At 41.0% G+C, this 15,509-nt stretch carries 10 protein-coding genes; 1 reads left to right on the forward strand and 9 read right to left on the reverse strand.

What is annotated here, in order from left to right; genetic code table 11:
• Positions 1–12: 12 nt before the first annotated feature.
• The 5 genes from NYF15_RS18960 to NYF15_RS18980 all read right to left on the reverse strand — a co-directional run bounded on the left by NYF15_RS18960 (position 13) and on the right by NYF15_RS18980 (position 8,368).
• Positions 13–735: a transporter substrate-binding domain-containing protein gene (locus NYF15_RS18960; RefSeq protein WP_371354377.1), complete on the reverse strand. Its 723-nt coding sequence runs from the start codon at positions 733–735 to the stop codon at positions 13–15.
• Positions 736–837: 102 nt separating this feature from the next.
• Positions 838–1,578: a phosphoadenylyl-sulfate reductase gene (locus NYF15_RS18965; protein ID WP_371354378.1), complete on the reverse strand. Its 741-nt coding sequence runs from the start codon at positions 1,576–1,578 to the stop codon at positions 838–840.
• Positions 1,579–1,616: 38 nt separating this feature from the next.
• Positions 1,617–3,314, reverse strand: coding sequence for an assimilatory sulfite reductase (NADPH) hemoprotein subunit (gene cysI, locus NYF15_RS18970; RefSeq protein WP_371354379.1), 1,698 nt, complete (start codon positions 3,312–3,314; stop codon positions 1,617–1,619).
• A 48-nt stretch (positions 3,315–3,362) separates the two neighbouring features.
• Positions 3,363–5,177, reverse strand: coding sequence for an assimilatory sulfite reductase (NADPH) flavoprotein subunit (locus tag NYF15_RS18975; protein WP_371354380.1), 1,815 nt, complete (start codon positions 5,175–5,177; stop codon positions 3,363–3,365).
• Between the two features lie 260 nt (positions 5,178–5,437).
• Positions 5,438–8,368, reverse strand: coding sequence for a TonB-dependent receptor domain-containing protein (locus NYF15_RS18980; RefSeq protein WP_130151475.1), 2,931 nt, complete (start codon positions 8,366–8,368; stop codon positions 5,438–5,440).
• Positions 8,369–8,643: 275 nt separating this feature from the next.
• Here NYF15_RS18980 and NYF15_RS18985 point away from each other — a divergent pair, with 275 nt between their 5' ends.
• Complete coding sequence (locus tag NYF15_RS18985; protein ID WP_371354381.1) at positions 8,644–10,284, forward strand: endonuclease; 1,641 nt, start codon at positions 8,644–8,646, stop codon at positions 10,282–10,284.
• 39 nt (positions 10,285–10,323) lie between these two features.
• Here NYF15_RS18985 and NYF15_RS18990 read toward each other — a convergent pair whose 3' ends face one another.
• The 4 genes from NYF15_RS18990 to NYF15_RS19005 form a co-directional block, all read right to left on the reverse strand.
• The gene (locus NYF15_RS18990) at positions 10,324–10,914 is read right to left on the reverse strand and encodes a hypothetical protein (protein WP_371354382.1); all 591 of its coding nucleotides are present in this window, start codon (positions 10,912–10,914) and stop codon (positions 10,324–10,326) included.
• Positions 10,915–10,985: 71 nt separating this feature from the next.
• Positions 10,986–11,276, reverse strand: coding sequence for a hypothetical protein (locus NYF15_RS18995; RefSeq protein WP_371354383.1), 291 nt, complete (start codon positions 11,274–11,276; stop codon positions 10,986–10,988).
• A 62-nt stretch (positions 11,277–11,338) separates the two neighbouring features.
• Positions 11,339–12,082: a hypothetical protein gene (locus tag NYF15_RS19000; protein ID WP_371354384.1), complete on the reverse strand. Its 744-nt coding sequence runs from the start codon at positions 12,080–12,082 to the stop codon at positions 11,339–11,341.
• A 157-nt stretch (positions 12,083–12,239) separates the two neighbouring features.
• Positions 12,240–15,098 (reverse strand): TonB-dependent receptor domain-containing protein, encoded by a 2,859-nt coding sequence (locus NYF15_RS19005; protein ID WP_371354385.1) that lies wholly within the window; start codon positions 15,096–15,098, stop codon positions 12,240–12,242.
• Between the last annotated feature and the right edge of the window lie 411 nt (positions 15,099–15,509).

The raw sequence follows: 15,509 nt of genomic DNA on the forward strand, positions 1-15,509 counted from the left end.
TCCATTTACCTACTATTGATAGCGACTTACAATCTTAGCAAATTCTCCTGAGGCTTTAAGACTTTTTATAAAGTCATTAAACTGCTCTTTGATTAAAGATGTTTTTGCTGTTGCTGAAAACTGTAATTGAAGTGGCGCTTTTCCAACGCTATAGGTGCTTACAGTTAATTTTTTGAATACTTCATCTCGGCTCGCATACCAGTTTAATGCATCTAGAGAAATAACGGCGATACGCTGATTATGATCCCAGTCCATTAACGCTAAGAGCATCTCTCGTTCTGAATAAAAATTCTCACGGTGCATCGCCCCGCTGTCAAAATAATGCTCAAATTCGGGATAAGTATAAGCATAACGACCCATAAATACATAGCCTGTTAGCTCATCTATGGGTGGTATATGGCAGCCATATGGCATGACTAACACATCCTCTACAAAACTAATCGCCTCACTCCAATAGTACTGGTTACTCCCTGTATACCAATCTATAGATTCAATGCGCCCATCGAGTAACCCATCATCAAGCATTTTCTGCGAGCGCTTTTCTGGCGCATACGAATACTGTACCTCAATAGCATATTGCTCACTAAAGCGTTGCAGTATGTCTTGAACAATACCGCCTTGTTCGGCATTCATAAAATGATAGGGAGGGTAATCGCTGTCTGGTAGCCCAACCCGCAATACTTCTGACTGGCAAAACGGTACTACAAAAAATAAGAAAACTACAAAACGACTCATCGACGACCCCATGCTACTACTAAGCCGCGAATTGTACACAAAAGACACAAAAAAAGCGCAACCTAAGTCGCGCTTTATGAATTTTCTGATAGGAAAATAGGATTAAATACCATCACCATCAATGTGCAAGCCACATTCACGGTTTAAACCGAAGAAACGCGTCTCTTCTTCTGTCATGCCTGGTTCAAGTTTACGGGTTGTATGAACATCGCCCATAGATACATAACCTTGCTCCCAAAGTGGGTGATAGGGTAAATCATGTTTAGTTAGATACTGATAAATATCTCGGTTGTTCCACTCAATAAGTGGATACACTTTCACAGTACCACGGCTAATTTCAACAATTTGCTTGTCAGCTCGGCTAGATGACTGATCGCGACGCAAACCACTAAACCAAGTGCCCGCTTCCAGTTCGTTTAAAGCACGGGTCATCGGCTCAACTTTATTCAGTTGATTGTACTGCTTAATGCCTTCTTCACCTTGCTCCCAAAGCTTACCAAACTTCGCTTCTTGCCACGCAGGGCTAAGCTCAGCTTTATAAACTTTAAGATTAAGCGAAAGTCGCTCCGTCATTTGCTCGATGAACTGATAGGTTTCAGGGAACAAATAACCAGTGTCAGTCAGTACCACAGGAATATCTGGCTGCTGCGATGTCACTAAATGCAACATCACCGCCGCTTGAATACCAAAGCTCGACGACAAAAAGTGCGTGCTTGGTAAGTTTTCAAGTGCCCACGCAACACGCTCCTCTGCGCTTTTATCAGCCAGAAGACCATTAATATCAGCCAGCATGGCTATTTGGTCTTCTTTGCTCATCGTTAAGATGTTTTTAAATTCACTCATGGTTAATTCCAAACCTTAAAGCGGTGCCGCTTATAAAATTATGCGTGAAAATCGGTTACTGAAACTTTAACTTCAGCAACAATGCCTTTGCGAATTACAAAATCACCAAAACACTCGCCTTCATTACGCTCACTTGCCCATTGGCCAATAAGCTTATCGAATGCCTCTAGGTATACGTCTTCGCCAACATTTTCTAAATACAATTTAGGAATACGCGTGCCTTCACGGTTACCACCTAAGTACACGTTGTATTTACCCGGACCTTTACCAACAAGACCTGCTTCTGCCAACATGGCGCGGCCACAGCCATTCGGACAACCCACAACACGCATAATGATGTTGTCATCGCCAAGACCATGTTTCGCTAATAACGCTTCCGTTTTCTCAATTAAGCTTGGTAAATAACGCTCAGCTTCAGCCATCGCTAACGGACAGGTTGGTAATGCCACACACGCCATTGAGTTTTTACGCTGCTCTGTATGGCTGTCATCAATTAAGCCATGGTTGCGAGCAATTTCTTCGATTACCGCTTTTTGATCAGCCGGAACACCTGCGATGATCAAGTTTTGGTTTGCAGTCATGCGGAAATCACCTTGGTGAATTTCAGCAATTTTACGGCAGCCTGTTTTAAGAGGTTGATTTGGGTAATCTAAAATACGGCCACTTTGGATAAACAGCGTTAAGTGGTGCTTACCATCAATGCCTTCAACCCAACCGATACGGTCACCACGGTGAGTGAACTCATACGGGCGACTCTGCTGAAATTGAACACCGGCACGCTTTTCAACTTCTGCTTTAAATACATCAGAACCTACACGGTCTAGTGTGTATTTAGTTTTTGCATTTTTACGGTTTGAGCGGTTACCCCAATCACGTTGTACAGACACCACGTGTTCAGCAATTTTCAGTGTGTGCTCAAGTGGAATGAAACCAAAGTCATCCGCTTTACGAGGATACGTTGCTGTATCACCGTGAGTCATCGCAAGACCACCACCCACTAACACGTTAAAACCAACTAACTTGCCGTTTTCTGCAATTGCCACAAAGTTTAAGTCGTTCGCATGCACATCCACTTCATTGTTCGGTGGAATTGTTACTGTGGTTTTAAACTTACGCGGTAAGTAAGTTGAACCTAAAATTGGCTCTTCAGTGGTTTCACTCTTTTCACCATCTAACCAAATTTCAGCGTATGCTTTGGTTTTTGGTAATAGGTGCTCAGAGATCTTCGCTGCCCACTCGTACGCTTCTTGGTGAAGCTCAGACTCAACAGGGTTCGTTGTACATAATACGTTTCGGTTTACGTCGCCTGCCGTTGCAATTGAATCAATGCCCACGCTATTGAGCATTTGATGCATGCCTTTAATGTTTGGCTTAAGCACACCATGGAACTGGAACGTTTGACGCGTGGTTAAACGAATACTGCCATAGCTGGTTTTCTCTTCAGCAAACTTATCAATCGCTAACCATTGCTCTGGCTTGATGATACCGCCAGGCATACGAGCACGTAACATTACGTTATGTAACGGCTCTAATTTTTGTTTAGCGCGCTCTGGGCGAATATCACGGTCATCTTGCTGATACATGCCGTGGAAACGGATCAGTTGGAAGTTATCAGCAGTGAAACCACCGGTGATCTCGTCTTTTAAATCTTGCTCAATTGTGCCACGTAAAAAGTTACTTTCTCTTTTCAAACGCTCGTTATCAGAAAGCTTTACGTTTTTGTCTTGTTCGCTCATGGTATTTCCTAAATTTGTTACAGTGACGGCTGTTAGCTTTAAACGTGATTAGTACACGTCTTTCTGATAGCGATTTGCGCTACGTAAATCTTTTAAGTATTGCTCAGCTTGTTCATCATCTTTGCCGCTATTTTCTTTGATAATGTCTACAAGCGCCTGATGAACATCTTTCGCCATACGGTTTGCATCACCACAGATATAAAAATGAGCACCGGCTTCTAACCAAGCAAATACTTCTTGGCTGTTTTTGCGAAGTTTGTCTTGAACATATACTTTTTCCGCTTGGTCACGGCTAAACGCCACATCTACTTTAGTCAGTAAACCTGACTTCAAGTAACCTTGAATTTCAACTTGATATAAGAAGTCTTGAGTAAAGTGTGGGTTACCAAAGAATAACCAGTTTTTACCACTTGCTTCGCGGGCATCACGCTCTTGTAAAAACGCACGGAATGGGGCAATACCCGTCCCTGGACCGACCATGATAATGGGCGTTTCATCATTAGCCGGTAAACGGAAGTTATCGTTGTGCTCGCTAAATACTTTTACTTTACAGCCTTCTTCAGCACGGCGAGCTAAATAACCAGAACAACCACCTAAGTGTTCGCTACCAAATGCATCAAACTCAACCAGACCCACAGTTAAATGAACTTCTTCTTCAACTTCTGCTTGGCTAGATGCAATCGAATATAAACGTGCTTGTAGTTTACGTAAGCAGTCTACTAAGGTTTGTGCTTCAAGCTGAGCTGGGTTTTGACGAATAATATCGAAGATTTGGCGAGGTTCGATGTACTCACGCATTGCCGCTTTATCTTCAACTAACTTTAATAATTCAGGGCTGCCCGTTGCTGTAGCGTATTTTTCAACAAAGCCTGGGTATGACTGAGTTAATTCTAATTTTTCGATTAATGCATCACGAATAGTTAGTTCTTCGTCGCCTAGTTTAACCGTGCTAGATGCATCGATTTGTGTAAGCGTAAGTACTTCATCAACAAGTGCTTCGTCATTTAAGAAGTAAACGCCTAGCGAATCACCCGGTGTATAGGTAATGTCTGAACCTTCTAATGAGATTTCTACATGACGCACGTCTTTGGTTGAATCACGACCGGTAATTTTTTGCACAACACTTAGTTCTGCGGCAAATGGGTTTTGCTTGGTGTATTGGCTTGCTGCTGGTGCCGCTGCACCAAATGGCATCGCCACAACTTGACCACCACTTGCTTGTTGCTGTGCTTTAAGATCTGGCTCAAACGCATCAAGTGCACCATCAATCCACTTAGCCGCTTCATCATCGTAATCAACGTCTAGGTCAGCACGCTGGAAAATAGTTTCTGCGCCAAGCTTGTTAAAACGCTCTTCAAAATCTTTTGCTGTTTGGCAGAAGAATTCGTAGCTTGAGTCACCTAAGCCAATCACAGCCACTTTAACACCATCTAGCTTTGGTGCTTTTTTAGTCGTTAAGAATTCATGCAGGCTTTCAGCGTCTTCTGGTGGCTCACCCTCACCGTAGGTTGAAACAACAACCGTGATGAACTTTTCTTTTTTCAGGGCAGTTGGTTTGTAGTCAGCCATGTTTACTAGCTTAACCGATAGACCACGTGACTCGGCTTGTTCTTTTAACTTGCTCGCCACGCCTTTTGCGTTACCCGTTTGAGAGCCGTATAAAATAGTTAGCGGCGGTGCATCACCTGCAGCTGGAGCGGCAGCAACACCACCGGTTAATGCACCTGCGTTGGCATTAGCAGCTAAGTAACCACTTACCCACGCTTGCTGAATTGGATTAAGTTCAGCCACTAAGCCTTGCAGCTTTTGTACTTGCTCTTGCGATAGCGGGCTCGCCGCTGCATTTAGTTGACTTAACAACATGAATTTATTCCTCGTAACCCTGAAAAGTTAACTGCGAAACGAACTTGCTACTGTCATTTCGCGAACAATTTTTTCGACTTTAAAGACTAAATAAAAAACGCTTTAAAGGTTTATCTGAGCGTGAAGAATAACGAGGTCTCGCGCGATTAAAAAAGAATAGAATCTGCTTTGATATTCCATTTAGTTATTAATTTTATAAATAACTAAAAAAAAGACACTAACATATAAGGAAGTGTCTTTTTGTTTAAACGGATTTTTAGTTAAAAATCAATAACAACATTTGCAAAAAAACGACGACCAATAGCATCGTAAATTGCATCATTAGCTCCACTGGCTGCAATATAAGCCGGTGGTAATTTATCGGTTAAATTACGAATACCTAAACCAACTCGCGTGTTTTGAAATAACTGGTAGCTAGCAGACAAGTCATGGGTCACGATTGATCCCACAAAGGCAGGGCTCAAATCTTCAGGTATATCCCCTTCAGGAGATAGGTCGATACGAGCAGAACGATCTATTAAACGTGATGACCAGTTTACAACTAAATCGTTAATAGCATAGGTTGCTGAAAAGCGAGCTTGCCATTCAGGATCCCCCACTTCACCGTCTTCCACATTTACTTTATCTGGTCGACTTTGGAACTCAAAAACCTCTAGCTCTAAAAGATGATTTACAAATAAGTTTAAACTTAAATCCCCTGCCAAACCATAATCAGACAGCTTCATACTGTAATCAAAGTCAGCTTCAAGGCCTCTAGTTGTCAAAGCTGCTGCATTTAAAAAGCCAGATCGAACTAAAGTCACATTATTCGTTGTTGGGTCTCGCTCAACTTGCGAGCAAAAACTTTCGTCCGGGCCTCCTGGGGCATCCACACAATTATCAGCAATACTTTGTGTCGCGATAAATGAAATTGCGTCTTCTATTTCAATATCATAGTAATCAAGGGTCATTGAAAAGTTTTCAAAAAAGCTCGGTGTCCAAACAATGCCTGCCGTAAATGAGGTTGAGGTTTCAGATTCAAGTTCAGAGTTACCACCACTAATAGTATCTATACTCGCATTATCGTTTGCTTCAAAGCCTGCTGGTATGCCGATTGCTGCACAATTAGCAACGCGATTAGGGTTATCGAGAATACTATCAGCATCGCATGGATCGGCAACACGGCCAAAGCCTGGAGAGATCGGTGAGAAGGCTTCGGCTATATTCGGCGCACGCACCGCTTGACCATAAGTACCTCGCAAACGAATATCCTCAATAGGCTGATACAACACACCAACCTTCCACGCGTCAGTATCGCCAGCATGCGAGTAATCAGCATAACGATATGCGGCATCTAAGGTAAGTTCTTTCGCGTAAGCAAGGTTTGCCAGTAAAGGCAAGCTCACCTCTATAAAACCTTCAGTTACATCATACTCACCAAATGCATCGGGTGTAGCTGCCTGTGCTAAAACACCTGATTTTGTCAGCTCATCGGTGCGTGTTTCTGATGTTTCTTCACGATATTCAAAACCAGCAGCTAAACCAATTGGCCCACCAGGTAGCTCAAAAAACTCCCCAGTATCAAATGTTATATTACCGCCAATTAATTCTTGCGTTATTTCATCTGTACGCGACACATCGGCCGTTACCCAGTCTTTTGCTGCCTCTGATGCTTGGTCAAAACCAAACGCATTGTAAGGAACACAATCTGCGGGATTTAAAGTGGCAGGGTTAACATACTCATTTCCATCCTCATCTGGTAATTGTAAGTCGGGTACTTGATTGCGACATACTATTTCGCCCGTATCAGGGTTAATAACAGCATCAAGCGCAGCATCAAGATTACCTGAAATTAAATCGTTTAATGAGTTCCGGCGGTTATCTGTTTGCCCATATACATAGTAAACATCATAGTTAAAATCAGTTTGGCTTAGAGTAAATAAGCCTTGAACCCCACCAACGAATCGAAATAGCTCACGGCGGTTATCAGCACTTCGATTACCGAATTCAGCAAAAAACTTAGACATTTCTATTGTTGTAATACCTTGGTTAAGGTACGACTGGCGTAGCGTTTCATCAAGGTAGGGGTTGTCCGCTACGTTAATAAATATATCACCAAAGCGAAAAGATGGCTGAAACTGTTGTTTAATGTCTGAGCGAACGAACTTAAAGTCACTGTAAAATGTATGGTTGTCAGTAATATTATAATTAAGTGTTGATGCGATGGTTATTTTATCCTGCTCAGGTAATACATTTTCATAGTCTTGAAGTTTAAAGCAGTGCTCACATCCATCAGGGAAATTACCGAATGCAAAGCTATTTGTGAACTCACGAATCGGCATTAATTCAGGTGTGCCATTATCTGCAAACGTGGTAATTTCACCAAGCGCACCAAATGGGTTTAGCACACCATTTTCACTTATACGATCCGAATAAACACGAGGCCTCGATAAACGATCAGGAATACCATCTTCCTCACCTTGACTGAGCGGATTATCAACTGTTCCCCAGTTATCCGACTGACGTAAGTCATTTGCCATCACTTCGTTAATATGGTCTTTGCCAGCAAAGAAAGTGATATTACCCCGACCGCCGGCAATATCTGTCCCCGCTAAAATACTTAATGAGGTATTTTTAGAGCCGACTCCTTCGGTTGAATTACCAACTGATGCCTTTAATTGTAAGCCATCGAAATTGTCTTTTAGAATCACGTTTACAACACCGGAAACCGCATCAGAACCATATACTGCCGATGCACCTCCTGTTATTACTTCAATTCTGTCAATGAGTGCTGCTGGAATTGTTGATAAGTCTACCTGAGATGACCCTGGCGACCCTGCAACATGGCGCTTGCCATTAACCAAAACAAGTGTACGTGCGGCTCCAAGGCGCCTTAAATCAGCAGAGCTGATACCTGCATCATCATTGTCATCATTATTACCAAAGAGAGTATCGGTCGCGCCTATAGACGGAAACTCGGCTAGAATACTCCCTAAATCTGGTGTACCTGCTTTGGCTATTTCAGCCGCCCCAATTGTTACGATTGGCGTAGGCTGAGAAAGCTTTGGTTTTGCGATACGAGACCCTGTGACTTGAATTCTCTCGACTTCATCAACTCCCTCTTCAGCTGCGACTGAATAACCCACAGTAGAAAGTGCAGTTAATGACAAAGCAAATTTAACGCTATGCGCCAATAAATTATATTTCTTCATTTTGACCCCTAAACAAGCTGTTATTATTTGATTATTGCTGTTGAAGTCGGGTGATCTTTACACCACAGAACTATAACAGTGCTTTTAGAAGTAACACGACAAACCTAAAATAGGAACAAAACTAAAGAGTGTGCAAAATATAAACAATGCAGAAATGTAAATTTTAATTAACAAATGCGTATATAAAATAATCCAAAAATTATCAATTCTGTAAAAAACCTGTCATTGTTATCATCTATTGTCCACCATTTAAAAACACGTAATAGGGAAAATCTATGTCATACGGGATTAAGAGAAAGCTCATACTTACTAGCAGCTTACTTTTTTTAAGCAACACAGCGTTTGCAAATATTCATAATGCAGACTTTGAAACTTGGTCAGCAAACACACCAACAGCTTGGAGCACGATTGATAGTGGCATCAGCATTACTGCTAACAACAGTGTGGTTTACTCTGGCGAGTATTCAGCACAAGTCACAGTTAACACTGGCACACAAAGCAATACCGATTTACAGCAGCTCGTTGATGTTGTTGCGGGTGAAAGCTACGAGTTTTCTGCTTGGGTTTACCATACCGAAGGTGGTGTGAAAGCACGCTTAGTGGTTGATGGCTATCAAGATTATTCAAATTCAGCATTAACCAATCAATGGCAACAAATTAGCTACCAGTACACAGCTCCAACAACAACCGCTATTAATGTTGGCTTACGTTTTTACGACGTAGCAGGTTTTGATGGCAGCGAAGTGGTTTATGTTGATAATTTCGCACCTAGTACAGGCACAACCCCACCACCGACAGGTAGTTGCACTGATAATCAAGTTTCGTTAGCGCTCACAACTGACAACTATGGTGAAGAAACAAGTTGGCAAATAACGAATGCCCAAGGCAGTACGGTGGCATCAGGCGGCAGCTATGCAGCGAATACTCAGTATAATGAGCAAGCCTGTTTAATTGATGGTGACTACACATTCACTATTTTTGATAGTTACGGTGATGGCATGTGCTGCTCGTTCGGTAATGGCAGCTACAACCTCTCTCTAGGCCAAACTGTGCTTGCCAGTGGCGCAAGCTTCCAAAGCTCAGAGGCTACACCGTTTACATTAGGTGATAGCGCTGGCGGCGGTGATGATGGCGGTACAACACCACCTGATCCGACAGGCTATTATGTAACTACACAAGGCCTTACAGGCTATGCTCTAAAAACAGAGTTGTACAACATTATTAAAGATCACAACTCACAAGGTTACTCTGCTATTTGGAGTTTTTATGACATTGCCTCACGCGATAAGTATTTTGAAAACGATAACTCAATTCTAGACCGCTACTCAGAAAACCCGACAGGTCAAGATAGCTACAACTATGTAGCCGTAAGCGATCAATGTGGTACTTATAACAGTGAAGCTGATTGCTACAACCGTGAACACTCTTTTCCAAAAAGCTGGTTTGGCGGTACTGTTGAGCCTATGAACTCTGATGTACACCACATTTTCGCAACCGATGGTTATGTAAACTCTAAACGCAGTAACTACCCATTTGGTGAAGTAGGAAGCGCAAGCTATACCTCTAGTAATGGTAGTAAACTGGGCAGCGCAGCGAGTTCTTTAAATTACTCAGGTACTGTATTTGAACCTATTGATGAGTTTAAAGGCGATTTTGCAAGAGCCTATTTCTATATGGCAACACGCTATCAAAATGTCATTGCAAGTTGGCAAAATAAAACTACTTACAGTAACGCTGTACTTAACGGCACATCAAATCAAGTATTTGAGAATTGGGTAGTCGCAATGCTACTAAAATGGCACAACGAGGACCCTGTTAGCCAATTGGAGCTTGATCGCAACCAAGCGGCATATGAGCACCAAGGTAACCGTAATCCATTTGTCGATCACCCTGAGTTTGTTGGGATGATTTGGTAACATCATAAGCCAGACGCTTAGCTCAGCTAGGTGTCTGGTTTAACTGTCTAACAATATAACTCGTTTTTCGGTGACGAGTTGCTCCACAAATTGTTTTTCGAGGTTCCAAGGATGACGCTTCCAACCTTGAAAACCAAAACCAGCAATATGTACGTATTTAAACTGCGCTAAAAAGTAAGCAATTGCCAAAGTACCAGAACTAACACAACGAGGCCGATGTATCGGTGAACCAAGGGCTAATAATTCATTTAATAATGATTGGCGAAACTGTGCTGTTAAACGCTCTACTTGGCACTTTTGCGCATAGATTGAAGTTAGAGCTTCCCCGAAATCTATCTTACTTTTACGTTGTATCAATTTAAAAAAACATTGCGCTACAGGATTAGGAGTTGGATCGGTGATCATAACCTGGCTCAGCCCTTCAAGAGACATTTGTGGTGTGTTTAATAAACTCAGGGCTTGTCGGCCACGCCCAACCAACCACAAGTCAGTACAACGTTGCCCTAAATAATCAGGCATTGCTGCACAATGGTTAAACCTAACCACTCGTGGGCAATTGTTTACCTGTTCAGTAAGATCTGTATTGATAGGACCATTACCTAAAATAATGATTTTTGGCTGCTCTTGCATAAACTAAGCGACTTTTCTCTCTTTTTAAAACGGCTTATTTGACGCTAGCAGTGTTACTTGTGAATGACAATTCAAGATAAATTTAACCAATGAGTGAGTCGTTTATGCTCTATCAACAGCGTGTTGTCGTGTTGCTGCTTGGTCTGATAACCAAGTAGCGGCAGCACGTGCTTTAATAACTCATGGTGTTGCTGTTGTAGTGAATAATGCGTGACCTTTAATGTTTCTAACAACTCCCGAGCATAAAGCGATCTCGATTGCAGCGACTGCCAAGTACGAATCTGTATTTCGACGATTTGTGAAATTGAAGTGTTATAGTTATTAAGTTGCAAACTTAATAAGTAGTTTTCTAATGAGTTCATAATAGCGTCCTTTTAAAAACGCCACTTTAAAAGCTCAAGTTAAGTTGAGGTAAAGTGTTTTGTTATTTTTTACGCCACTTATTCATAATTTCTTTAAATAACTTAGCATCTTTGTCTTCACAGGGTCTGGGCGATCCGCTTGGTACTCCAGATTTACCAAACACCGAATTGAAATCGATATCGTAACATAGCCCATTGAGCATTTCTGTTCGCTTGCTGCCATTGCCATTTTGCCAAAGTATTGTTGCTTTATCAGAGACCGTTAATTGTGTAGGCACTGTAACCCTGCCTACAGGCAAATTATTATTTGCAGCATTAACCTGACCAAATGCTGAAGCATTAGAAAAGCCATTTTCAAACTTAAGCTCTGGGATTGGCGCATAAGGATTCAGCTTTTTAAATGATTTTTCAGCTGTTTCTTCATTATTCGTTTTAGGCTTAGCAGCTAGAGTTTCTACCCCTTTACTGGGTTTAGCGGCTACAGCTTGAACTGCTTTGGGCTTCATCAAGGAATGATTAGCCGCTTTTGTATCAGCTGACTGTCCTAAATGACTGGGTTCAGCCTCTTTTGTTTGCGGTTTCAGCCTTGAGTCATTCTGCTTTTCTTTTGAGGTTATTTTTTCACTTTTTTTTATACTAGGTAAAGCCGTCAGATCAACACTAACGTACGCGTGTATTACATTCACAGAATCAGAGACAGGAGATACAGATACAGATACAGACCGCATATGCTGCGCAAATAGAAACAAGATTACAGCATGCAGCGCAATTGAAATCATCCATGCTTTGTAGCTTCCCTTTAACACCTAAACTCCTCATTTTTTATTTTAAGAGTGTTAAAAAAACGAAATAGTTCAGTGCCCAAAGCTTTAACAGATACAAAAAACAGTACCTTTTTGAGTATGTGAGTTAACGCAATCAAAAAGCCCCAGCATGTGCTGGGGCTGTCTAAACACTTAAGGATTAAAACTTATAGTTAACACCTAGTGTGAAGGTGCGACCGTTCAAATCAAAGTATTCACCGTCATCATAAAGACTTGGGTGTCTTGGTGGAGTGCGGTCAAATACATTTAACATACCACCACGCACTTGTAGGCCATCAGTAATATTATAACGCGCTGTTAAATCCCACTTCGTATAAGATGAGATATCGTTATAGTTATTATCTTCAGCTACCCAGTCGTTTGACCAAACAGTACTGTGACGATAGGCACCGATTAAATTTACCTGTAAGTTTTCATAGGTATAGTTCGTTGTGAAACGTGCCTTCCAGCGTGGATCTGTATACTCGCCTGCAGCATTACGTTTATCAGCTTCCTTACCTGTTAAGTTTTCATCGTTTTTAGACATGTAAGTGGCAAGCATATTCATTCTGAATGAGCCAAATGTTGTATCAAATGAATACGTTACTTCCATATCCGTACCCGCAATACTGTTACTTGCAGAGTTAATAGGTTTCAGGTCATACGAATCAATTTCAAAGGTATCTTTATTACGATAAATAAGTGGGCAATATGGATTATCTGTACTCTCAAACTCATAACAGCTTTCAATCACTGTTTTTGCTTTAGGTGTACGGATCATATCTTCAAGATCGAACTCCCAATAATCAAGAGTAATACTTAAACCATCAACAAATGAAGGTGTGTATATAACACCAACAGTTAAATCGTGCGCACTTTCATTTTCAAGATTAATATTACCTAAATTGAAACCAGAGTGGTTAGTACGCTTCCAGTCTTCACTTGGAACCCAACCTTCAGGAATGCCTTGCGAACGACAGTTATTGATGATGTTTTCTTTATACTCACCTGCATTATCAATTTGGCCTTGTTCACATGGGTCATCAAAGCTGTTAAAAGTCTCTGAACGGGCTTGATAAAGCTCATTTATGTTCGGTGCACGAACTGATTTAGACTTATTAATACGGAAACGAATATCATCATTAAGTACATAGTTAAAACTTAACTTCCATGCGTCATCAGTGCCTGTTGATGAATAATCCATGTAACGATATGCCGCTTCAAGGAAAATTTCATCGGCAAATGATGCATCTACAACAAGCGGAATAGAGAACTCTGCTGCGGCCTCACTGACATCAAATGAACCTGATAATGCCTCAGATTGGTTGTTAAAAATCAATCCTTTACGCATAGCGGGATCAGGCAATGTTGATGATGCTTCTTTACGATGCTCAATTGTAAATGCTGTAGCAATTGGTCCCGCTTCTAGCTCAAATAAATCACCGCTAAACGTTACACCATAAGTTGTTTGATCAACTGTTGCACGGCGAGTTGCATCTGTCTTTACATAATCAAGCGCTTCTTGCGAGGCAAGGCCTGTTCCCCAAATATTAAGAGGCACACAACCTTCACGAGCAGTTACTTCATCTCCAGAACGATCGGCGCAGACAATATCGCCATCAATTTCAACGGCATCTAATGACTTATTAAAATTGTCGACAAGCATTTCACCGTGCCAAGTTGTATCCGCTTGTACTGAGCCACGTTGCACATAAGCTGAGTAAAACCAGTTATCAGTTATTTCACCTTCAAAGCTTAAAACACCTTGAATAAGCTGACGCTTTTGATCGTATACGCGGTTACCTAGTGCGTCTGTAGTAATATACGCCGTATATGTGTCCATATCACGATCAGAGAAAAACTGTTTTGTCTCATCACTAAAGAATGCATTATCTGTACGCATACCACTTAAAGTATGGAATGCAGGCGAGCTTTCACCATAGGCATGCGTATTTGAATACGTAAGCTCAAATGCCATTGAGTGAGCATCACTAAACTCATAGTTCACATTCGATGATAAATTTAAACGCTCAAGTGGTGTACGTACATATTTGTGATTTAAGAAATGGTAACCATCGCCTTCATTGCCAACATAATATTGCGTATTACGGCTACCTGGCGTTGAACTTGCTGGTAAATATTCGCCACTTGCAAATGGACGAATTGAACCGTCATCAGCAAAGATATAATGACCATCAGATGTGAAGAAATCACCTGTTGGACTATAAAAGCCAAGCGTTGTGTTACCTGTTTGATCATAAATGATTCGACGAGGAATGCCATCTTCATCATTTAAGTTATCAGGGTGGTCTAAAGAAATAACACCGTTACGAATAAAGTCTCGTTGATCGCCACGTAATTGTTTTGAATCCGAATAAGAGATATTCGTTACAAAGCTTGCTTTTTCACCTTCGTTACCAAAAGTGAATGATACATAAGACTCCTCACCGCCGTCTTGTTGAGGCTGCGATGTTGATGCATCAAATTCAAAGCCTTGGAATGATTTCTTAGTAATAATATTGACCACACCAGCGACCGCATCTGAACCATATACAGCAGAAGCGCCGCCTGTTGAGATTTCCATACGCTCAATCATTGCGGTTGGAATATTATTTAAGTCGACGGCGCTACTGCCAGGAGCACCCGCAATAAAGCGGCGTCCATTAACAAGTACGAGCGTACGTTCTGCACCTAAACCTCGTAAGTCTGTATTACTGAGGCCATTAGCAAAAACGTTATCGTTTGTTGTCTCAGGTGATAAACCAACTGTAGCCGATGGCATCTCGCTTAATAGTTCAGCGGCATTAGTAATACCCGCATTAACCATCGCATCGCCCGTAATAACAGTAACAGGAGTTGGAGACAAATCACCAATACGCTTTATTTTTGAACCCGTAACTTGAATACGCTCAACTTGCTCATTACCTTCATCTGCAGCAGTGGCAACATGTGATAAACCAAGCCCTGTTATACACAAGGCAGCCTTTATATTAAATGATAATGTGTTTAACTTGCTCATTTTCCCTTCCAAATGATTATTTTATTTTTTATTTGCGTTTTACATCAATACACCTATATCAATAACCAATAAAGGTACATAAACGCAAAGCTCATTATAAATTTAAAAAGGAACAATTAAATAAAACTATTGATACATATGTAAATATATGTAAATCAAATAAATAATCAATATAATCAGCAGCTTGAGATAAAAAGAATTTCCACACCTCACATTATTAATTATAATATTACATATAAACAATAAATTTACAAAAGCATAAATCTGGATAAAAAACACATATAAAACTAAAAACAAAACAACAAAGTAACAATATAGCTCAAAAATAAACCTATTATTTAAGGTTGATTCTGAAAAAGTATTTCATCACTTATTTTTGACAATAATAAATTTTGAGCCAGCTTATAAAAA

Origin of the sequence: Pseudoalteromonas sp. 68 DY56-GL68 (genome assembly GCF_041414825.1) — a bacterium.
GTDB lineage: Bacteria > Pseudomonadota > Gammaproteobacteria > Enterobacterales > Alteromonadaceae > Pseudoalteromonas.